This window comes from Candidatus Thermodiscus eudorianus, from assembly GCA_015521085.1.
Lineage (GTDB): Archaea > Thermoproteota > Thermoprotei_A > Sulfolobales > Acidilobaceae > Thermodiscus > Thermodiscus eudorianus.
On the sequence record WAOW01000003.1, the window covers coordinates 1 to 20,763 of the forward strand.

At 55.4% G+C, this 20,763-nt stretch carries 25 protein-coding genes and 1 CRISPR repeat array; of the genes, 5 read left to right on the forward strand and 20 right to left on the reverse strand.

Features of this window, described 5'->3' with window-relative positions; genetic code table 11:
• The 3 genes from F7C38_01065 to F7C38_01075 all read right to left on the reverse strand — a co-directional run.
• Nucleotides 1-367, reverse strand: a 367-nt coding sequence (locus F7C38_01065; protein ID MCE4600143.1) for a PIN domain-containing protein, incomplete at its 3' end; no start/stop codon positions are given.
• Between the two features lie 15 nt (nt 368-382).
• Nucleotides 383-592 (reverse strand): antitoxin family protein, encoded by a 210-nt coding sequence (locus F7C38_01070; protein MCE4600144.1) that lies wholly within the window; start codon nt 590-592, stop codon nt 383-385.
• Nucleotides 593-1,597: 1,005 nt separating this feature from the next.
• On the reverse strand, nt 1,598-1,768 hold the full coding sequence (locus F7C38_01075) for a hypothetical protein (GenBank protein ID MCE4600145.1): 171 nt from the start codon (nt 1,766-1,768) through the stop codon (nt 1,598-1,600).
• Between the two features lie 106 nt (nt 1,769-1,874).
• Nucleotides 1,875-2,666: direct repeats of the CRISPR family, unit length 24 nt; unit sequence CTTTCAATTCTATGTTAGATTTTG.
• A 555-nt stretch (nt 2,667-3,221) separates the two neighbouring features.
• Between F7C38_01075 and F7C38_01080 the strand changes: the two genes are divergently transcribed.
• Entirely contained in the window at nt 3,222-3,755 is a 534-nt protein-coding gene (locus tag F7C38_01080) for a hypothetical protein (protein ID MCE4600146.1), read from the forward strand.
• Between the two features lie 163 nt (nt 3,756-3,918).
• Here the strand turns inward: F7C38_01080 and F7C38_01085 are convergent, their stop codons facing one another.
• Nucleotides 3,919-4,380 (reverse strand): hypothetical protein, encoded by a 462-nt coding sequence (locus tag F7C38_01085; GenBank protein ID MCE4600147.1) that lies wholly within the window; start codon nt 4,378-4,380, stop codon nt 3,919-3,921.
• A gap of 61 nt (nt 4,381-4,441) precedes the next feature.
• Complete coding sequence (locus F7C38_01090) at nt 4,442-5,089, reverse strand: GNAT family N-acetyltransferase (GenBank protein MCE4600148.1); 648 nt, start codon at nt 5,087-5,089, stop codon at nt 4,442-4,444.
• 96 nt (nt 5,090-5,185) lie between these two features.
• On the opposite strand from F7C38_01090, the gene F7C38_01095 reads away from it, so the two are divergent.
• Both F7C38_01095 and F7C38_01100 read left to right on the forward strand, forming a co-directional pair.
• The gene (locus F7C38_01095; protein MCE4600149.1) at nt 5,186-5,326 is read left to right on the forward strand and encodes a hypothetical protein; all 141 of its coding nucleotides are present in this window, start codon (nt 5,186-5,188) and stop codon (nt 5,324-5,326) included.
• A 237-nt stretch (nt 5,327-5,563) separates the two neighbouring features.
• Nucleotides 5,564-6,331, forward strand: a complete 768-nt coding sequence (locus tag F7C38_01100; protein ID MCE4600150.1) for a hypothetical protein — start codon at nt 5,564-5,566, stop codon at nt 6,329-6,331.
• Here the strand turns inward: F7C38_01100 and F7C38_01105 are convergent.
• The 11 genes from F7C38_01105 to F7C38_01155 form a co-directional block, all read right to left on the reverse strand.
• Entirely contained in the window at nt 6,328-7,215 is an 888-nt protein-coding gene (locus tag F7C38_01105) for a hypothetical protein (GenBank protein ID MCE4600151.1), read from the reverse strand. The two genes, F7C38_01100 and F7C38_01105, sit on opposite strands and share 4 nt — an antisense overlap.
• A 767-nt stretch (nt 7,216-7,982) precedes the next feature.
• Complete coding sequence (locus tag F7C38_01110) at nt 7,983-8,156, reverse strand: hypothetical protein (protein ID MCE4600152.1); 174 nt, start codon at nt 8,154-8,156, stop codon at nt 7,983-7,985.
• Nucleotides 8,157-8,245: 89 nt separating this feature from the next.
• Nucleotides 8,246-8,995 (reverse strand): nucleoside phosphorylase, encoded by a 750-nt coding sequence (locus tag F7C38_01115; protein ID MCE4600153.1) that lies wholly within the window; start codon nt 8,993-8,995, stop codon nt 8,246-8,248.
• A gap of 45 nt (nt 8,996-9,040) precedes the next feature.
• Complete coding sequence (locus F7C38_01120; GenBank protein MCE4600154.1) at nt 9,041-10,183, reverse strand: hypothetical protein; 1,143 nt, start codon at nt 10,181-10,183, stop codon at nt 9,041-9,043.
• Entirely contained in the window at nt 10,173-10,652 is a 480-nt protein-coding gene (locus tag F7C38_01125) for a hypothetical protein (GenBank protein MCE4600155.1), read from the reverse strand. Before F7C38_01125 ends, F7C38_01120 begins: the two co-directional genes overlap by 11 nt.
• A gap of 50 nt (nt 10,653-10,702) precedes the next feature.
• Nucleotides 10,703-11,644 carry a cobalamin biosynthesis protein gene (locus F7C38_01130; protein ID MCE4600156.1) on the reverse strand — a complete coding sequence of 314 codons (942 nt, stop codon included), beginning with the start codon at nt 11,642-11,644 and terminating at the stop codon, nt 10,703-10,705.
• Entirely contained in the window at nt 11,631-12,479 is an 849-nt protein-coding gene (locus tag F7C38_01135) for an adenosylcobinamide-GDP ribazoletransferase (protein ID MCE4600157.1), read from the reverse strand. Before F7C38_01135 ends, F7C38_01130 begins: the two co-directional genes overlap by 14 nt.
• 22 nt (nt 12,480-12,501) lie before the next feature.
• A complete protein-coding gene (locus F7C38_01140; GenBank protein MCE4600158.1) occupies nt 12,502-13,566 on the reverse strand; it encodes a histidinol-phosphate aminotransferase family protein in 1,065 nt (354 codons plus the stop codon).
• On the reverse strand, nt 13,557-14,081 hold the full coding sequence (locus F7C38_01145) for an NTP transferase domain-containing protein (GenBank protein ID MCE4600159.1): 525 nt from the start codon (nt 14,079-14,081) through the stop codon (nt 13,557-13,559). Before F7C38_01145 ends, F7C38_01140 begins: the two co-directional genes overlap by 10 nt.
• Nucleotides 14,071-15,177, reverse strand: a complete 1,107-nt coding sequence (locus F7C38_01150; GenBank protein ID MCE4600160.1) for an adenosylcobinamide amidohydrolase — start codon at nt 15,175-15,177, stop codon at nt 14,071-14,073. The genes F7C38_01145 and F7C38_01150 overlap by 11 nt, the downstream gene beginning before the upstream one ends.
• On the reverse strand, nt 15,152-16,231 hold the full coding sequence (locus F7C38_01155) for a TIGR00303 family protein (protein MCE4600161.1): 1,080 nt from the start codon (nt 16,229-16,231) through the stop codon (nt 15,152-15,154). The genes F7C38_01150 and F7C38_01155 overlap by 26 nt, the downstream gene beginning before the upstream one ends.
• Nucleotides 16,232-16,389: 158 nt before the next feature.
• Here F7C38_01155 and F7C38_01160 point away from each other — a divergent pair, with 158 nt between their 5' ends.
• On the forward strand, nt 16,390-17,415 hold the full coding sequence (locus F7C38_01160; protein MCE4600162.1) for a hypothetical protein: 1,026 nt from the start codon (nt 16,390-16,392) through the stop codon (nt 17,413-17,415).
• 62 nt (nt 17,416-17,477) lie between these two features.
• Nucleotides 17,478-17,852, forward strand: a complete 375-nt coding sequence (locus F7C38_01165; GenBank protein ID MCE4600163.1) for a hypothetical protein — start codon at nt 17,478-17,480, stop codon at nt 17,850-17,852.
• Here F7C38_01165 and F7C38_01170 read toward each other — a convergent pair.
• The 4 genes from F7C38_01170 to F7C38_01185 form a co-directional block, all read right to left on the reverse strand.
• Nucleotides 17,806-18,588 (reverse strand): metallophosphatase family protein, encoded by a 783-nt coding sequence (locus F7C38_01170; GenBank protein ID MCE4600164.1) that lies wholly within the window; start codon nt 18,586-18,588, stop codon nt 17,806-17,808. The genes F7C38_01165 and F7C38_01170 overlap by 47 nt on opposite strands.
• Nucleotides 18,589-18,701: 113 nt before the next feature.
• Nucleotides 18,702-19,208: a GNAT family N-acetyltransferase gene (locus F7C38_01175; GenBank protein MCE4600165.1), complete on the reverse strand. Its 507-nt coding sequence runs from the start codon at nt 19,206-19,208 to the stop codon at nt 18,702-18,704.
• A 48-nt stretch (nt 19,209-19,256) separates the two neighbouring features.
• Complete coding sequence (locus tag F7C38_01180; GenBank protein MCE4600166.1) at nt 19,257-19,949, reverse strand: hypothetical protein; 693 nt, start codon at nt 19,947-19,949, stop codon at nt 19,257-19,259.
• 341 nt (nt 19,950-20,290) lie between these two features.
• Entirely contained in the window at nt 20,291-20,719 is a 429-nt protein-coding gene (locus tag F7C38_01185; protein MCE4600167.1) for an acyl-CoA thioesterase, read from the reverse strand.
• Nucleotides 20,720-20,763: the final 44 nt, after the last annotated feature.

The window sequence follows — 20,763 nt, forward strand, 5'->3', positions numbered from 1 at the left end:
AGGTTAAGGCTATAATAGCGTCGCTTGGGGTTAGCCTGTATATTCTCATGGCTTCTAGTAGCTCCTTGGGTTCTGCATGATCTCTCAAGACCGTTATGTCGAATTCGTGGAGCATCTCAGTGTATCTCCCTAGCATGTCTATTGCGAAGTCTAATCCCCTCTTTCTTATGTGTTCCTTTAGCCTACTGAGCTTCCTAATACCTAGTCTCTTCTTTGCTAGGCGTCTTATAATTACAAACTCCACTTCATCGATTATCCCAACTGTCACCGCCAGATCAGGATATGAAGCTAAGAGCCTCTCGGCTTCGTCAGCACGGTCTCCGTTGAAGAGATATTCAACGAAGATGTTAGTATCTACTGTTTTCAACCCTGTCTATCCCCTTTAGAGGCGCTCAAACTCAGCCTCAAGCAGGAGCTCCTCTATCTCCTCCCTACTCGCCTTACCCAGCATGCCCCGATACTTCCGGAGCCTCCTGACACGGTCCTCGTACCTCTCCAACCTTACAAATACCTCCTCGCCCTCCCTGAGCTCTACAGGCTCTAGAAGCTTCAACACGCCATCCTTATACACTGCTCTGACAACCTTGGACAACTCTTCATACACCTCCAAGAACTACTACGAGTTCTCAGCCCAATATACTTTATACTTCTATATACAGAAGAGTTTCCAGGTTATCACTATAGATATCTTAATCCGATAACTATCCTTGAAGTGTGTTTCCAGTTAGAGGTTTCCTCTGGAAACATCACTTTTATATCCCAGGTATTCGGAGCTGGGAGACAACCCCGCCATCCCCCCACCCCTCCAGTCAACCAATATTATTCCCCAACCACAGCCTATAGCTCCTAACCCCAATATAGGGTCAAGTCGTGCTAGGAGCGTCTCTTAGGATCCACTCAAGTGTAGGATTGCGAATCACCTTGTTCCAAGGGTGGCCCCTGTCTGGGATCTATCCTTCCCCTAGGGGGCTCTTCACTTGGTAACTGCGGGGATGCCTCATTCGACCTCGGGTACCCCCGCTCTCCCCGAGGGCTCGGCGTTTATACCGTATATTCGTCTAAGAGTATTAACGCTTATGCTTCTTTCTTAATCTAAATTAGTAGAATATTAATTAGTTTTAGGCGGAATCCCGTCTATTAAGGGTTGCTGTGGACGTTTCATCTAGAACACAAAACAAAGATCTTGAGATATTGGGGAAAGGCGAAATAGGCCTCGGAGTGCGATTTAATATTAAATCATATCTATAATATAAATATTTATAAGGACTGAGCACCCATTAGTTAGATCATGGGTCTAAGGGTGTCTCTCAGGAAATGCTTTGGTAAATGGAAAGTAATAATGGATCCCAGGCTAAAAGAGGAGCTTGAGGGACCCTCTTACCCACGCGATCTAAGAGATCGCTTCTATAGGGTTCTCAAGGAACTAGAGGAAGACCTGAATAGCTATCCCCCAAGCAATCTTCAGGCTGCTCAGGGAGCCTATTATCATTGGAGAATTAAAGGCTAGACGTGTTAGGATCGGGAAGTATAGGGCTTGGTTCATCATAGGCTTTGGGACGCGAGAGAAATTCTATGAGAGATCTAAGAAGAGGGATCCCTAGATCAGGGTCTTCCCCGCCTTCTTATACTTGAGAGTCCTAAGAACAACCTTCTTAGGAACGTCTTCCTCTATAGTATAGGTCTCCCCACTCACATTATAGATTCCAGGCTCTAGGATCTCGGGGAGGTCCTTCCAAGACCTAGCCTTGACCACCTTAACCTTCTCCATGGGATGGAGCATCATATTATTGTATCTTACGTCATGGTTCTTAGAGGGGTTTATATTGTATTATACCGAGGTTCCTTCGCCGCTTACCGAACTTTTACTCGTTTTGCTTTCAATTCTATGTCAGATTTTAGAAGAGGTCCTCGGCTTTGACGACGACCCAAGGCCACTTTCAATTCTATGTTAGATTTTGCTACTGGGGCCAGGCCCTCAACCTCTCCAAGCTCGATCTCTTTCAATTCTATGTTAGATTTTGGAAACCCGTGGGAGTGGGAGAACGGGTACGGTAAGTACGGGCTTTCAATTCTATGTTAGATTTTGTTGAACTAAGCGAGTGTGTAAGCAGAGACGGACAGTACATCGAGACTTTCAATTCTATGTTAGATTTTGCTGGAACTCGATCAAGTTGTACTTGCTATTATACCATGCCGCTTTCAATTCTATGTTAGATTTTGGTCGTTAAGAAGATAGATGAAACTCTCAATAAATTTTCATTACTTGTCTTTCAATTCTATGTTAGATTTTGACACCACGTTGAAGACAACGGTAAAGTCGTCGTACTAAAGGACTTTCAATTCTATGTTAGATTTTGCCGCCGGACGACAATAACACATACACGTCCGTGTACGTGACTTTCAATTCTATGTTAGATTTTGACATAAAGCTGATGGACGCGAATGGAAATACGATAAGCACTTTCAATTCTATGTTAGATTTTGTCGCCCAGGATCTCGTAGCCCAGGCTCGCCGTGGCTAGCTTTCAATTCTATGTTAGATTTTGTCTCGTATCCACTCCGATCCATGAATCTGCGTCTCCTCTTTCAATTCTATGTTAGATTTTGCCGAAGCCAAGCGACTGGCCAGGCGATCTATATCCCTTTCAATTCTATGTTAGATTTTGTGTATAGCTCGGGCTAATGGTTTTCTTTGGCCCTCTTCTATCAGTCAGATTCCACGTTTAAAGGGGGCCTTTAACCCCCATTAAACACACATCCATACAGTGGATTCACTATGAAGCTCATGATAGGAGCCCTCTTTATAGTATTTATTCTTTTCCATCATAACTGTATGTGTTTTGCCTGGGTTTCCTGGTTGTTCCCTGGATTCCCGGGAATTCCCTCTCACAGCTGATGGCGGATGTGTAGAATCTCTGGGGTTGGGACCCGGTTTTCAATTGACCCCTGGGGTTTGCTGGTTACGCCTAATTCCCTGATTTTCAGGGAATTGCTGTTTGCAGTGGTTGTGGGGCTTCTAGGTAGGCTTGTAGCTCTTCTGGGGTGAGGTTGCAGGGGATGCCGTATTGTTGTAGCGTGTTTGGGGCTTTGGCTAGCCTCGTGTCCATTGTAGGGTCACCTCTTCTCTTGGTAATGGCTTTTTCCCTCGCCACCCCCATTAGTGTGGTGGGGTCTCCTGGGGGCGTAGCCAGTGGGGTTTCCCTGGTTGTGGTAGGAGGGGTTTGCTCGTAGTCGTTTCGTGGGTTTGGCTGCTTGTCGGCGCATATGCGGTGGGTGTTGTCGTTTATTATCTCGTGGAGGGTTCGCCGCCTACTGGTCCCGGGCAGTTGTTCGGCTTGTTCTATGAGAAGCCGTATCTGGCGTCTTATATCGAGTTGGCTGCTGTTGGAGGCCTCCAGCTCGCGGTGTCTCTGGCTTGCGGGGATGACTTCCGGGTTTATGGCGTGAGGCGTGGTGGCCTGTGGCTGGGCCTGGCGTTGTCTCTTGTATTGGCTGTGGCGCTCTTTTCTGTGAGGGTTGTCTGGGATGGATGGAACGCTAATGGTGGGTTTGGGCTCTCGTTCCCACTAAACGTCTTCTACGCGTTGCTTGGCACCGCGGTCTATGGGCCTTTGGAGGTGTTCTTCGTCGTGTGGCTTATTGTCAATACTGATAGGGCTCTCGGGTGGAGGGACCCTCTCGCCTGGCCTGGTAGTGACGGTCGTCCTCTTCGGGCTCCTACACCTTGTATTATCGCCTGGGGGCGGGTTGCCTAATGCCTTGAAGGGCTTGTCGAGTTCCTGTGGCTGGGCCTTGTGTTCAGGTATACCGGGAACTCGATCGGGCCGATGGTTGCTTGGACTCTCATTAACCATCAGGTGTGGTATCTGGTTGTGGGTTGCCTGGCCTAGGGTCTAGTAGGCCTGTTCTTTAATTATTTTAGATTTTTATCGTGAAGTTGACTTGTATTGAGGGGCCTGATAGTGAGAGTCCCAGGCTTATAGTGGCGGATTCCAGGCCTAGGCGCTCTCCGAGGGTCCTCACCTGTTTTATAGCCGTCTTTACTGCCCTGAACTGGATCTCGGATAGCACGCCGGCTATGATGGACTCTATATCCCTCTTCCTTATCCCGGCTCTTCTAAGCTCGTCTCTCAGCTCGCTCCATAGCCTGTTTACTATGTTTGGGAACGATAGCGAGTATATGCTGTTGAGCCTGAGTATATTGTAGTTTAAGTCCTCGATAGTCTCGCTCTCCTGTATATCCTTGATTATGCAATTGACGCTTCGCTCGTACGAGTCTAGGTACTCTGAGAGGATTCTCTCGACGTGGCTGGGGGCGCGTCCAGGTAGTAGTTTTGGGAGGCTCTTTAGCGTGGTGTCCCCGCAGTATTCATCCTCCAAGCCGTGCTCCCTCCGTCGTCTACTATTATAGTTGTCTTACGTGATATTTATTTATGATAAGCTAGGATATCGTCTTTTTGAGGTGTGCCTCCAGGGCCTCTACGAAGATCCTAAGTAGCTGCTCGCCGTCTCCACCCTCCTCCAGATACCTCTCCACTAGCTCCAGGAACCTCCCTTCGAGGCGCGTGTACTCTTCTCTCTCCCACTTGTACATTTCTAGTATGTGGTTTAGTAGTGGTATTGGGCGTGTCTCTTCCTCGTCTCCTTCTTCGAGGTTCTTTGCTAGTTCTATCGTGTTTAGGAGCTTGTAGCCCATGTGGAGCCAGAAGCCGAGGGCTCTGCGGTCCTGGGGGAGAACCATTATGTAGACGTAGGGGTCGTGACGCTTGACGTATTCCTCGGCCCTCTCCACGAGCATCCTACCAACGCCCTTCCCACGGTGCTCTGGCTTCACGTAGAGCTCCTCAAACCAGTAGCAACCCTCACGGGTGGAGACCCGGATAAAGCCTATTGGCTTGCCGCTACTGGTCTCGGCTAGGAATATCTTATCCCGGGAGAGATAACTCTCGACCTCGCCACGATACTCCTCCCTACTACGGGGCCTCAGACCTTGACGTGAGCGTAGCTCGCTGTAGAACTCGGTGTAGAGGTCTAGGAGCACCTCTAGGTCTCCATTATTGGCCTCTTTAACCCTTAGATCGCTTCTCAAGGCCGTGTCGCCAAGATAGCTGTGTATAAACTGATATTTATTTATATTAATGAGGCTGTAGGATGGGGAGTGGCGGGCAGCCTTGGTTTATGGCGAGTGCCTCCGAGATCGGAAATCCTACCGTTGCATGGAGTCGAGTATATGAGTGTCGGCTACGAGAGGGTCAGGGATCTTGTGGATATGGTGAGGAGGAGCGTGCTGCCAAGGGTTGTAGTGGAGTTCCTCCGAGCGGGTTGAGTCCCGACCCGTCTCTCCGGTTTCCATATCCATATCAATAATCATGAAGATATACCACGGTATGCGTTTATAGGTGCTGGATTCTCCCTCGGGGTATTGCCTGGTGTGGGTGGTGCCCTTTTGGGCTTGTTCGATGAGGTAGTCCTGGATGAGCGTACGAAGAGCCTGCTGGGCCTGTATGCTGGTGATGGCGTCTTCTAGACTAAGTATCAGGCTACAGAGGATGGCTATATCAGGGTGTATAATTTCGCGGGGATTGGGAGGATCTGCTGCTCGATAAGCGTGGGTGTAGACCTGTTAGTCAAGCCCCGCGACGAGTACGTCTGCGAGGAGCCCCTCATGAGGACTCTCAAGCTGGAGGAGCTTGGTGTGGCCGAGAAGCTCCGGGCCACGGTGTCGACTAGGGTATACATCGACGACTATAATGGGCTAGTAGAGATCCTAGCCAACAACGGCTTCCAGCGTGGAGAGACCAGGGAGAGGACAGACTTCACCACCTTCAGGCGGAGGATCGCTACAATCCCGCTGAGAGAGACCCTAGTCTTAAAGCTGAGGAGGGTCAAGGCCAGCGACATCCTCGGGAGAGAGGAGGAGCCGGGGGAGGACGAGGAAGAGGACCTCCTGGAACTCCTGAAGAAGCACAGGACCCTAATCTACATAGACAACGGCGAATTCGGCATAGCCCTACCACCCGGGGCGCTAATCGAGGTACATGCGCACTCCCTAGAGGTGTCCATGGAGGAGAGACGAGAGCGTGCCTACAAGGAGGAGTGGGTGAAGGAAGAGCCCGGGGAGTCAGGGCTATTGGCGATGAAGGTAGTTATAGATCATAGATTCCCCACGGAGGCCAGGATAGAGGCCATAGTCACCAGCAAGCTAGACGAGCGGGTTAAGGAACGCGTGGATAAAAGCTGTGGAGAAGGTGTCGAGCATCCTATCAAAGATACTAGAATAGGCCCACACACCCAGATAGAAGGGAGGGCCCCTCGGGCCACGCCCGCCTAGGCTATGGCTTCCAGCAGGTCCCCTAGAACCCCTCTCGTATCATCCATGGATAGGACGTAGTTGACTCCTCTACCCAATAGTAGCTTATGGACGGCCAGGAAGTCTAGATAGTACCCTGTCATCGGCAGGCCGCACACCGGGTCATGGAATGTGGGTGAGAAGAGCTCGCGCTCGCTCACCACAGCCTCCCCGCGCATGTACCTCGCCAGTAGTTGGAGCAACTCGCCGTGACACCCCTCGTACTCTGATAAACTGCGGCCTACCAGCGGGAGAATCCCTTCTATGCCGGCATGGGGGTTTACTAGCCATGAGACGAGGCATGCCCGCCCCTCTTCTAGTAGCCTCGCCAGCAGAGGGTCTCCCTTGATCGTGGGGGTGTGGATGTGGGCTAGCTCGTGGGCCAGGTTAGCCGCTATGAACCCCCAGCCCCTACGGTGGAGGTATCCTACCACTTCTCGGAGCCCGGGGTCCCTCAGCTCGCCCACGAGGCTGGGATCGGCGAACCATTCCAGGCCCACGTATGTGTACTCGCCATAGGCTGAGAGGGCCAAGTCGAACCCAGTATAGAATAGGATTAGGACTGCATTGATGGGCCACTGGAGTAGGAGGGAGAGGTTGGAGAGCACTTCTTCCATCCCAGCTACAGGGTATCCCTTAAGCTCGATCTTGGACTTGCATAGCCTTGGATGCAGGGAGAACATCTCATCCAGCAGGTCGACTAGTACGTCTATCCTTCCGTCTAGGTGTTCCTCCACGTAGGGCCTAAGGTATCTATAGTTCCAATGGATGAACTCTCGGAGACACTCCCTACTACAACCCCTACCCCCGCAAGCCTCCGCTAGGCTGGAAGCCAGGTCTACTATGTAGAGCCTAGACGCTTCCACGAGGGACCCTCCACCAGGCGTCTAGGATGGCGCCTATCAAATCCATCCTGGGTTTGAGGCGGTTAAGTCGTTGTGGGAGCAACCCCAATATATTAATATAATGTAATGTATGGGGTTTGCGAGAGATAGGGAGGCTTTCTACTTTCTCTGGACCGTCTTTATTTTGCCTGGTATACGGATTGCTATCTGGTATATCTCGTCTTGCCTGGCAGGGGTGCTCTGGCCAGTTGAAGAGGAGGCTGCGTGTGTATGGGGAGAGGGCCGTATATCTGTCGAGGGAGTTCCTTGAGGCTATTGGCGTCTGCGAGGACTAGGAAAGGACGTAGAGAGGGTTGAGGGTGATCGCATCGTGATTGAGAGGGCCCCGATCCATTCCTCCTCGCCTCTAGGATGAGGAAGTGGGCTTCGACTACAGTCGAGGAGTTCGAGGAGGGGAGTGAGGGTGAGCAGGAAGAGTGGGACGGATAGTGTTGTGTCCGTGCTCCTTGACTCTACATATCTACTCCCGGCGTTTGGCGTCGAGGCGAAGGGCGTAGACGACGGGGTCCTGCCTGGACTATACGATTAGGCTCATCGTCTTGGGTTTACAGTATACTAATGTCATGGTAGTTAGGTTTTAGGGTTTCAGGATTCGTGGAATATTTTGTATATTTGTACGTGTTCTTCTTTCTCCAGGAGGTAATGGTCGTCTTCTGGGTAGTATTTGGCTTTCCACGGGTCTCCGCCAGTAAAGCGTTCCATGGCCTCGATTGACTCCCATATAGTTATTAGGAGGAGAGGAAGTGTGTAACCTCTTCTTCATCCCTCCTGGAGAAGATCACCTTTCTCAAGCCGGGCACGCTCTTATAATCTGGTACTGCCCGGTCGATGAGGAACTTCTCATACTCGTCGGCAACACCTCTAGGAGTAACGCCGTGCCAGATCCTGACGAAGCCTGCCAACGCGGGACACCACGTGTAGTAGCATAAGCGCACACTATATTACTCTATAACCCAAATGTTCTGAGGGACCCTTCATGTATCGGGGATACTCACTGCTCCCCTGTTAGTGTTTGGAGGGAGGCCTCTATCATCACCTTCTCACTCCTCGCCAGCCTCCTCGTGTCGAACCCCGGATTCCACCTGCTACCGTAGAGCTCGTCTGACACCGCTACCACCACAGCCAGCCGAGCGCCCCGGTATCGAGCCACCGTCATCAAGGCCGTAGCCTCCATGTCCACGCTCAGGACTCCCTGCTTCGAGTAGTCCTCGACTTTGTCTCTAGTCTCCCTGAATAATGCGTCTGTACTCCATATACCTCCCCTCTCGACCCTAATCCTCTCCCTCCCAATCCTCTCAACGGCCTGGTAGAGCCTCTCAGCCAGCATCTCGTCGGGCCTAGCAACTACACCTGGGGGCTCGTAGTGGTAGCTCGTCCCCTCCTCCCTAAGACCCCACGCTGGCACCTGCATATCCCCTATCCTCAGCCTGGGGTGTATGGCGCCCGCCAACCCGGCCATGATGAAGAGCCTCCCTCCACTGGCTATTAGGACTTCCAGCCCCGCAGCCGCTGCCGGCGCGCCCCAGTAGGGGAGGGCTAGAAGTACCCTTACCCCCTTATAGAGGCCCTCGCCAACCCGGTACAGTATCCCCGGGCGCCTCCAGGCTGTGTAGCCTTCTAGCATTCCCTTGGCCTTCCTGAACAGCCTGGGCGTGAATACTAGGAGAACCCTCTCGGGGACCCTCCCCATGCCCCTGCCGCTGGGTTTAATCACGGGCTCGCCCTTGCCAATCCGAAACAATTTGGGCTCCACCGCGGGTTATCCCAGGCTCCACTTCTGGGGTGCCTATGCGAGTAGTATTATGGTTGTCGCTAGGAGTATGGCGAAGTAGGGCAGGGTGTACTTGTGGAATGTGGCCTGGTCTAGTCTTCCCAGGCGTAGCGTTATGATGTTGGCCATGGAGCCTATTACGAGGCCGACGCCGCCCAGGTTGACTCCTATCGCCAAGTACCTCCACTGGGTCCTTGGTATGTGGTCTATGAGTGTGATAGTCGCGGGCACGTTGCTGATTAACTGGCTTAACACCACCGACAGCACTATGATCTCCACGCCACCTCCCGCTAGTGGCGAATGGCTCCAGCACCGCAGCAGGTGGGATACCTCCCTGAAGTCGATGAACATGAGCATGAATATCAGTATCAGCCTGTAGTCGAGCCCGTAGACGACCATCCTATTGACGACCAAGTACACGGCGAGTGTGAGCGCTAGTCCATAAGCCTGGAGGCCGAACTGGGCGAGAGCAATATCGGCTACCAGTAGGAGGAGCGAGGCGATGAATAGGGGTTTATCGAGCCTCACACGGGGCATCGCACTCACCCGACCAGCGGGACCAGCCCTGGAGCGTCTATGGGGTATCGCCGAGTATGCTATGAGGAGTGATAGCGAGAGCGCGGAGAAGGGTGCCATCGCCCGTATGAACTCTATGAAGCCCAGGTTGTAGCTGTGCCATATTATGATGTTCTGCGGGTTGCCGATCGGCGTCAGAGAGGAGCCGACGTTGGCCGCGATGGTGATCGTTGCGAGCATGATGTCGGCTCCGCCCAGGTAGCTCGACAGCGATAACGCGAATGGGATGAAGATGAAGAGGGCCGCGTCGTTCATAATGATCGCCGAGGCGAGCGCCGATGACACGATCATAAACACGTGTACCCGAAGACGGGAGTAGCCAGCCGACTCCACGAGCGCCACAGCGAGCCTATTGAAGACGCCTGAAAGCTCCAAGCCCCGTGAAACAATCATCAACGCCACTATCACAGACAACGTATCAAGGCTGAGATACTCCAGGGTCCTAGAAGGGAGACCCCTATCAACGACAAACAACGCCAGGTACAAGACCGCTAAGAGCGATAAGAGCCTCTCACCAGCAACCAGGGACCCAGCCCAACCAACAAAACCACGAACACGGCCGGTACGACTGCTAGAGGACACGCCTCCTCACTTCTTCGGTCAAGCCATAGTCAGGCACAATCTCTCCTCCGTCACGCGACACCCTCACATGGGCAATGATAACATGCCTCCAAGCCAGGGGAACAGCCCAAGCGTCCTCCGGCTCCCGGAACTCGGCGGCCTCGACAACCCAGACCTCGCCAAGCACACTCTCCATAACACCCTGCACCTCGTCCAAAGACAACTCCACGTTCCATGCCCTGCCGGGTCGGCCCTTCGGTGAGGGCATGCGCAGGACTGGGTCGAAGTGAACCCTGTCGAGAGCGAAGTTCTGGTACATTAAGGGCACGTCGACGCTAACCTCGCCACGCGGGCCGCGGTGTACTATGGGAGGACCAGCCACTACATAGTCCAGAGCCCTCTTCACGGTCTCCACAGCCCTGCCAGCCGCATCGATATCAATGACGTTACCACGGCCAAGCCTGTCCTTCACGGGAGGAGGACCAGGCAAGAGACAACCACCATGGGGAGGGAGGATAGCGATCCGCTATAAAGAAGTGTCTACGTGGAACAACACAGGACCAGCGCTAGTATTATGAGCGTGTAGGCTGTAGCGGTTATGACAGCTATCTCCACGGCCCTATCCACGTCGGAGGGGGTTGGGGGCCTGGCTTCGGGATTGATTATGTAGTGGCCGGGCTTCTCAAGTCTAACGCCGAGTGCACCGGCCATGGCGGCTATTGGGTGGCCCGCGTTGAGGCTCTCCGTGGACCTCCTCCACCTGGCCCAGGCGCGTAGTGCGCCTCGCAGGCTCCCGCCAGCTAGCGGGGATGCGAGAGCTATGAGTAGTGCTGTGAGCCTGGCGGGGATGTAGTTGAGTAGGGTGTCGATGTGGGCCGAGGTCTTGCCAACCCTCTCGTACTCGGGCGTCCTGTAGCCTATCGCCCCGTCGAGCGTGTTGGCCACTCTCTGGAGCAGTGGGCCTAGGGGGCCTAGTAGGGGGTAGTATGAGATGGGCGAGGTGTACCCGTCGACTAGGTTCTCGGCCAGGGACTCGATTGCCGCCGACGCCACTAGCGGGGCGCTGAGCCGCTGGGTGGGTCTCCTCACTATCTCTCCCACGGTCGAGCGCGCCTCGTCTATGCGGCCCTCGGCTAGGCTTGAGGCAACGCGCCGGACAGTATCTAGGAGGAGCCTGAGGGAGGCGGAGAACTTGAGGATTGCTATGGAGAGTGCGAGCCATAACGCGGGATAGGGGGTGGCGAGGCATAGTGCGAGGGCTGCTGGAGCTAGGATTGATAGCGTCACTACGAGCCAGACCACCATGCCAGTGGCTACGCCGGAGTAGGGCTTAGCTAGTTTCCTGGCTGCTAGGTAGGCGAGCCTCACCGGGTGTACCAGGTAGAGTATCCCGGAGTGCCGGGGGTATACCAGGTCGAGGAGTAGGGCGGCTGCCAGGGCTATAGCCAAGTAGTGTGCCGCTGGCTGGCTACAGGGCGCCAAGACCTGCACCCGCGTGTAGGGCTATGGCTGCCAGGGCTAGGAGGATTGTCCTCGTGGCCTCGTAGGCGAATCCGGCTACGTCGCCGTTGACGAATCCCAGCCTATGCGAGGCGTCTCTAGCGGCTAGTATCGAGAGTGGGAACGGCGCGGCTAGCACTATCAATAGTATAGTCATGGAGGAGGTGCTGTGCGGCGCTGCTAGGACTAGGAGGAAGCCTGTTATAGTGTAGGTGGCTATGTTGACCATGTGGCCCCTCCTGTCCATGTGGTCCCGGAAGAGGCCGCCCAGCCCCATGTAAGGCTCCCTGGGCCCCGCCGCTAAGACGATATACATGGCCTCCGCCGAAGCCGTGTAGACCGCTGTGAACATTGCTAGGCGCAGCACCGGGCACGGGCCCGAAGCGCTGGCCAGAGAGGCGATCTCCCCTGCAGAGGCCGCTGAGAGGATGAATGTGGCAGCTATCCATACTATGGCGTGGGACCCCTTCCTGGGGTCCTTTAAGACCCTCACCGCCCCCTCGCCCGAGAGCCTAGAGCCCAGGACGTCCAAGTAATCCGAGAACCCGTCCAGGTGTATACCCCCAGTCACCAGGAGATGCACTACAAGGTAGAAGGCTCCAGCCAAGACGCCCTCCACGCCGAAAAACGCCAACACGGCTAGGGCCAGCGACACCAGGAGACCCTCCAAGGCCCCTACAAACGGTATCAGCGGGAAGGCGCACGCTGCCCTCTCGATATCGCCCCCTCCCAGGGGGATCCCGGTCATAAACGCCAGGAGGTCCCTAAAGCCGGCTAGACGCCAACAGGACCTGCGGGAGCTTCTATCCTCCGGCACCCGCCACTCCCTCCGAGACCGCTCAACCGCCTAGAACGTCCTTGAACGCCTCTAGGAGCACCTGGTTCTCACGCCTCAACCTCACCGAGACCCTGGAATGGTACGGTGTCAGGTACGCGAAGGAGCTCGCATCCCTAACATGCACGCCCCGCCTGTTGAGCTCGGCCTGAAGCCCTGGATGCCTGGCCTGTGGATGGTAGACAAGTATGAAGGGCGCCATACTCCTGTATACTACCATGCCCAGGGATGCTAGCGCCTCCCCCAGCCAGGCCGCCTCCCGCCTTATCAAGCCGCGGGCCCTCTCTATGTGGCTCCTAGTCTCCCCTCGGTGGACCGTTAGTGCCTCCACCGTTATCCTCGATGCCAGGGTGTTTACGTTCCAAGGCTGCCTCGCGGCCTCCAGGAGCTCGGCCAGCCTCTTGTCCCCGGCGTATGCGAATCCTATCCTCAAGCCTGGGACTGCCAGGGACTTGGTCAGGCTCCGCACAACCACTAGGTTACCGGGCGCCCTGCCCAGTAGGGAGTATCCGTCGATCGGGGCTAGATCCATGAACGCCTCGTCCAGCAGAACCACGCCCTCCTCCATGCACTCGGCGGCCTCGACGATGGTCTTGGGGCTTGCGAGGGAGCCCGTGGGGTTGTCCGGGTTGGATAATAGCAGGAGGGACCCTCTCCTCAGGCCGCCCGGGATACTGCACACGAGGGAGGGGTCGAAGACGTACTCTCCACGGCGGTGCCCTAGAGGGACCGTTATCCATGGAATACCCAGCCTGGTGACGGTGAAGCCGTGGTCGCCGAATGTAGGCTCGACGCTCACCAGCGCCCTGGGCTTGAATGCTGCTAACGCTAGTTGGAGGGCCTCCGCCGCCCCATTGAGCGGCACGACCAGCCCCGGGTCTATCTCGTAGTAGCCAGCCACCGCCGCCCTGAAGTCTCTATAACTATAGTCTGGGTACCTGAGGCCCGAGTCAAGCGCCAGCCTGGATATCGCCTCGGCTATCGCCGGGGGCGGGCCTAGGGGGTTGAGGGGCGTGCTGAAGTCTAGGACTCCCCGCGGCGGCTTCCCGCCGTGGCTCCTCACGAGCATTCCTCTTCGGCCTCCTCTAGGTCTTCTGGAGTGTCCACGTCTATGAAGGCCGGGGCGTGTGGGTACTCTATATCCCACCAGGAGCCGCCGCGGTCTTTGAAGAGGGATATGCCGGTCGGCCCCTTACTGGTGACTAGGTTGACCACGCTTCCAGGCGCTGCTATAGCCTTTCCCAGGAAGTCATCGAGATACACCCAGTCTATGTGGGGGGTGTCGGCGGGGAGCACGAGAGCCGGGACCCGGACCAGTCCTAGGGCGGTCCTCAGGTCCTCGACGTAGCCCTCCCCGGACCCCTCAAGGCACTGGAGCCCCGGGAAGGCCAGGGTCCTGCACAGGACCTCGATACCCCGGGTGTGACGCGAGTACACCATGAGGATCCTATCGCATACCCTGCTGGCGGCCTCAAGGACGCCCAGCACCATAGGCCTGCCGCCGCACACACTCACGAGGGGCTTCTCAACGCCTCCCAGCCTGGACGCCTTGCCCCCGGCCATCACTATACAGTCAATCCTCACTCTCCCCGCCCCTGGCGATGAGCCTATCGTATACTAGGGATAGCGACGAGCCTAGGAGGGCCGAGATGATGTCGTCCTCGAAGACGGGGGCCTCAACAGGGACCCTCCCCCTCTCCTTGAGCCTCTCGACCCAGTACGTCGCCAGGAGCCCCTTGAACCCGGCTAGGTAGAGGGATAGCGCCGTGGCTAGGAGTTCATCGGCTATAATGCCCCTGGGGTCCCTGGAGAACTCCTCGCCCGTGACCCCCGGCAGGACCCCGGCTAGGCCCCTTAGATCCAAGTCCCTGGCCGCTATGACTAGGGCCGCTACATTGGGGTCCCCTAGGGCCTGCTCAAGCAACCTCTTAACCAGCGCTCTAACCCTGCTGGGCTCGACGCCCGGTACGGGGGCCTGCATGTAAGCCTCCATCGCTAGATCCACTAGCTCGTCAACACTATAGCCGAGGGCGTTCCTGGCGAGGCCATAGGGCCCTAGTATGGAGGAGCCGAGCCCCACGATTAGCCTATAGATGGCCTCCGCTACTGGGCCGCCTAGCCGCGTCGCCATTCCAGCTGTCAGCTTTCCATCACGGGAGCTCCCGGGCCTGGCCACTACGGCTACCGCGTCGCTAGCAGTCCCAGGGGACCGTGTCCTGCACCGGAGGAGGAGCTCTACGGCGGCTAGGGTCTTGGCCTCGACGGCCACCTTGAAGAGGTCTAGGAGGCCGGAGGGGTCTAAACCGGTATCGAGGCCTACGGCCACGTTGATGGTCGAGGCGCGGAGGGGCTCGTATTCGCCCGGCCCGATGCACACGGGCGGGGTCAAGCCCACTGACACGGCTATGAGCCCGGGAGGGTCTCTCGATTCCTCGACGGCGAGCCTCTCCTCTAGGTCGACGCTTGTGAGGAGCACGATCGCGTCGGGCCTGCCGATCTCCCTCCTAACCCTCTCGTAGAAGCCCTCTAGGCTTGGGGGGTTGAAGTCCTCGTCGACCCGGCGGAAGGCGATGGCCGAGGCTTCATGGGGCTGGTAGGGGGCTGAGGACGCGGCGATCCCCTTGAAGCCCAGGTCTATCACTGCAAGGTCTCTCCTATGTACTATCAGTCTTGGCGGCACCCGTGGTCACCCTTGAGTACTCGGCTTCGACGGCCCTCAACACCTCCTCCCCGGTTATGCCCAGGGCCCTGGCAACGGCTAGGAGGCCTCCCATCCCGACGCCCTCCTTGACGTAGCCCTCCTCATACATCCTGAGCCCCTTGAACCTGGACCTGGAGAAGTCCACGGGTGTAACGACCAGAGGGACCCCCGGATAGACCTCTGAGAGGAGGCCCTCGATATCGGACGACTCGTCCCGCGCCAGCCAGCCCGTGGTTGCGAGGACAACCCGGCCGTCTAGGTCTACGTCGAGCCTGGAGAGTATCGCTAACACACTACACATCTGGGTACCCCCGCCCAGGATCACCCTCGAACCGGCCTCCAGGGCGCCGGCCACGAACCCGGCTATCGATACGTGGAGAGGGTCCCCCACCGCGTCCACCGCCTTGAAGGGGTCCCGGGCCGGCACATCGATCCCGGAGGCCTTGACGCCCTCCTCGTAGACCCGGGCCTTCAACTCGTGGGGGTTCAAGGGGCCAGCGCCACTAACCCTCCCCCGGGCCTTGAAGCCGAGCGCCTCCATTATGGCCATGGCGGTCGTTGTCCCGCCTGGTATGCTCTCGCCGACCACCACGTCTATCCCTACGGCCATGGTCCTGCCGAGTAGCCGGGACTCCTCGTATAGCCTTGCCGCCGTCCCGGGCGGGAGGGCCTTGCCAGTGTCTATGCGGTCGCCTACTCTCCTGGATGGGAGGGTTATGTGGGGTATCTTGGGTTCTAGGAAGGATCCGGAGTCCGCTACGAGGGCGGGTATCTTGAGTAGGCCTAGGAGGGCCCTCGACACTACTGCCGGTGTCGGGACCCCCTCGGGCGAGACTGGGACGACGTCCATGCTCAGGGGCTTCCCAGCCAGCAGGTATTCGGCGTCGAGTGTGGGCGTGAGGAGTGTGGCTTCTGGTGTTGGCCCGGCTATGCTTATCCCTGGGATTGTCGAGGTCCTCGTGGATCCTATGAAGAGGATGAAGGCTGGTTTCGGGGCCTCGAAGGGTAGCCTCTGCTCTCCTGGCTTGTTCAAAACGCGTGGCACCCAGGATACCCTATCCAGCCCGGCTCCATTTAAAGACGATAGACCACGTGGGGGGACCCTCCCCAGGCCCTCTACCATGAACGCCACAGGATTTTACCCCTCGGCTATACCAGGACTATACGAAGCCGCCCCGGTACACTGCCCCCTTGACAACCAAAGCCTACAGGACACCCTCCCAGAGGCTAGCACTCCTCTACAGCGCCATGTGCGTCCTGTACAGCCTAACCCTCTACATGGAGGGGCAGGTCGACGGGGAATCCATCTACTACCTGACTCTTGTAGCGTCGCTCTTCACACCCATAATAGCCTGGACCACCGCGAAGAGAGACGCCGCAGGCAGGGGAACCAGCTCGCCGAGGCTTGAAGCAGGGCCAATGCCAATTTACCACTTGCTAGCGCCACCACTCGCTACGTTCTCCCTGCTCGCGGCTGTTCTAGCGGTGATGAACCCCTTCCTGTTATACAATAGGCTGTTGTGGATGCATATAGCCATAGTGTCGATACAAGCCGCGTACCATCTCCTCGTCATACTACTACTGGTGAGACTACTGGAGTGGAAGCCCCAGATGATAGGGGCTACCGCCCTCGTGGTCTTCGCCTTGTACCCTCTAGCCGTAACCCTAGGCGCCTTCGGGGCCGATGTCAGCTCGGCGTGGGAGGTCGTAGCCTATAGGCTCCTACTAATACCGTCTTACCCGGCCCTCGTGTTCTCCCCCGACCAGGCGCCTCCCATGGAGTCTATGGACTACTCTACCCTAACCTTCACTGTATCGACGCTATTCATGGCGCTATCCATGCTACTGGAGACTGCGCTGCTCAGGACTCTACGCGAGCCTACGATAACCCGTGGCGCTACCGTGAGCCTTAGGACAGCGGCTAGCCTGGCAGCGATACTGCTACTGGTGGCGGCGTTCACCGGGATATCGCTCTACGCCCATGCACATGCCACCGGGAGGGTGTTCGTGGACAGGCCGGAGCAGCTAATCCTAGTGGGAGCATCTAGGGATAGGCTCTACACCATAGGGCTAGTCGATGTATCTAGGAGCGTGGACCGGAGCCGCTACCCATTGGTCCTAGAAGAATCAGGTTACGCCATCGCCATATACTGTACCACGGGTTTGCCAATGGCCCGGAGGATAGTGCCAGGGCTACCTGCACCGTCTACATTGTAGGCGAAGGCCCGTGGAGTAGGATAGCCTCGGTAATAGGCTACAAAGCACACGGTCACGGGAAGGTGCGAGCTATCGAGTCAGGGGACATCGAGGATATACTGGACACCCTCTCCGGCTCTAGACGGGTAGAGTGCAACTCTACACTGAGGGATATAGGCGGGGGGCAGGTCTATCTAGTGTGGATTGCAACCGCAGGTAAAGGGGACACAAGCGGCGGGGAGGGTCTCGGAGGGAGTGTGAGCGGGCCGTTCTACAAGGTAATCAAGCATACTGGGATAGTAGGTGTGGCGAGGCACTTCAAGCCCGACTACAGGCCACTCCCGCTACTGGTGCACGCACTGTCTGTAACAGCAGGCATCGCAGCGATCCTACACAGTATGAGGCTGGGGTCTAGGGATTCGCGGCAGGAGCCCTCCTCGGTGGAACCCTGGCATTGACCAGCATGTACTTGAGGGCCCCCAGGTAGGGTTCCGGCACGCCGAGCTCTTCAAGCCTCCGCAGCACCCTTTCAACATCGTACTTGACTCTTCCAAGGGCTATGAGGCCCGTGGAGTCGTCGAGGACCATGTAGGCGGCTCTTGGATCGCCGTCGCGCGGCTGCCCGACGCTCCCAGGGTTAGCCACCACTGCCCCATTAACGGTCCTATAGAACTGGTGGTGTGTGTGACCGACCAGGTATAGGCCCCTAGGGCAATCCATGCCCTCTTCTCCTCTAGCCAGCCTCAGCCTTGGCTTTAACAGGCTGCAGAGTCTATCGTCGCCGAGCCATGGGTGTAGGTAGGTGTAGAGTGGGTTGGAGGGCGCCGCGTGGACTAGGACCGTCTTGACCCTGGCTATCTCAGTTTCAAGCCTAGTGGGGAGGCTGCGTAGGAAGTCTATGGAGGCCTTATCTAGGAGCCGGAGCGTCACGTTGCTCCTGAACCAGGTGCTCAGCCAGTGGGTCTCCTCGCCACACCTACAATCGACTCCATAAGCCACTGCATGGTCGTGGTTGCCCCTGACGATCGAGGCCCCGAGCCCCTTCAACTCGTCTATGACCTCTCCAGGCCATGGCCCGTAGTCGACCAAGTCACCCAGGACTACTACCTCGTCCCAGCCGCTGGCCGCCTCCAGCACCGCCTCTAGGGCCGGTAGGTTGCCGTGTATGTCGCTGAGAACCAGTATCCTGGACAAGTTGAGGGACCCTCCTCCATCCACGGTATAGGCCGTGGCGTGCTGGAGGGAATAATAACCTGGATTATTGCATGCCGGGAGAAGGGGTCCCTCCCCCGGCTCTAAGGGGGGTGTTACACTGGGTTCTTGGCTGTTGTTGTATTGCAGTCTAGGTGTTTCAAGAGTATCGCTGCCGGTTGTCCCCCGAAGGGCTTGTACTCCTCTATTACCTCGTAGAGCTTGAAGCCCCTACTCTTATAGAATTTTAGGGTGGCCAGGTAGGGCTCGTAGTCCATCCCACCATACGTCTTCACAGACAGGATACGCTTCCCCCTGCTACACGCGTACCCGGCGCCCGCCTCTAAGAGCAGGCTTCCAAGCCCCCTGCCCTGGAAGCCCCTCTCCACGGCCAGCCACAGTATCTCCATGCAGCACTCCCTCTCGCCGAGCAACACGAACCCCCTGACCACGCCATCAACCCTGATCACAAAACCGTGCGATCTACCGGCGTCCTCCTCCACCTCAGCCACGGCATCGGGGGTAAACCACTCCGGGAGCCCCCGGACTATACCAGTAATCCTCTCCAAATCACGAGGGCTAGCAACGTCAACGCTAATCCTCCCACCGTCATCTAAGCCCAAATTGACTCACCTCACGGGTTTACTATTGTATAGTGTTATACAGAGTTTTTAGGAACGACTGTTGGAAAGGTTGGGCTTGCCGCTGAGCTTAGGAAGCTTTGGATATATCCGTTTCTTTTTATATATAATTAAATTATCACATTTAATTTTATTTAACAATGCTTCAATTTTATCATTATATATATTATACATTATAAACATCATATTATAAGACCTTACTAGATCGTTTTTCCCGTCATCTATTAATATTACAACACTATAAATTAATATAGATAGAATAAATAAAATAAATATAGAATGTTCATATATAATTTTTAATAATATTAATGGAATAGTGAGGATGAGGAAAAAGGCGATATCTAATTTTAACGCACCTAATGCAAAATATCTTCTTATTATAAAGTTTTTTTCAGTAACTAGATATATAATGTCCTGGCTGATATAGTATCTCACCTCCATAGGTATATCGCGACAAAAATTTCCAAGTATAATATCTGGTAGTTTTTTAACAAATTCCTTTCCTAGCCCTGATATGCCAGGAACATATTTATAAGGCGAAAAGGAATGAATTACAACCCCTGATATTAATGATATAGTGAATATTAACGCTAGATCGTTAGGTGTAACATTAAAATCTTTATATATTAAAAATATTAATGATATGAATATGAATCCTGGAAAGAAATAACGGAGAAACTCATAGTACGGTATACTAGGCTGTCCAAGTTGCAACGATGACATAATCGATCACCAGATTAAACTAGAAATCAACAAATTATTTAAATCTCTTCTGCGTAGATAAACACTTGCTTATACTTCCTAGTAAGGAATAGGAGCTTCTGGAAATAATAGCCAAACCCCACCACACCGGGGTCAAGCTTCCAGAATACCAGGACCTCCGTGTAAGGGGAGCCTAGACGGGTACTATAGTGATGTTACGTGTTAGCCCCTACACCTGGTGGCTACGAAGAAGGGCTGGGAGGCCTACTCTTACTAGGCGGGGTTAACCCTAGAGGTTGCGACATCATGCTCTCTTGGAGCGGTAAACCCATGTTTGTTATAACTAGCCTCCTTGGCAGTGGCTATTCTTTGTTTGTTTCCCTGAGTTTTGCTCCTTGTTCTAATAGGGAGTCTACTAGTTCCTTGGGGATCTCTACCGACTTGAAGGTGGCTGGGTCTATTGCTACTGTTGCTATCTCGCATTCCGCGGCTTGCCGGTTTAGTTCTAGGTTGTGGATCCTGTACTTGAAGGTCATGCTCTTCCTGCCCACGGTTATCTCTGTTATCTCGACCTTGTACCGGTCGTGGGCTCTTAGGGGTGCCATGTAGTTGCACGAGGCGTGTACTCGTGGAAACATTATGTCGCCCGGCCTCCACCTGACTCCTAGCCTCTGGTTGAAGAATTCCTCCTCGGTCTCCTCGCAGTATTTGAAGTATGATGAGAAGTGTGATATCTGGGCGGCGTCGGTCTCGTTCCAGTAGACCCTGCTTACCCTCTCGAATATCGCCATGGCCTTCCTCCACCCCTCCTTCCGGGTGTTGGGGAGTGTATTGC

Bases quoted from the DNA above. Each gene is read 5' to 3' on its own strand.
- F7C38_01075 (MCE4600145.1), bottom strand. From the start codon at position 1,768: ATGGAGAAGGTTAAGGTGGTCAAGGCTAGGTCTTGGAAGGACCTCCCC.
- F7C38_01140 (MCE4600158.1), bottom strand. From the start codon at position 13,566: ATGCTCGTGAGGAGCCACGGCGGGAAGCCGCCGCGGGGAGTCCTAGAC.
- F7C38_01180 (MCE4600166.1), bottom strand. From the start codon at position 19,949: ATGTCATCGTTGCAACTTGGACAGCCTAGTATACCGTACTATGAGTTT.
- F7C38_01185 (MCE4600167.1), bottom strand. From the start codon at position 20,719: ATGGCGATATTCGAGAGGGTAAGCAGGGTCTACTGGAACGAGACCGAC.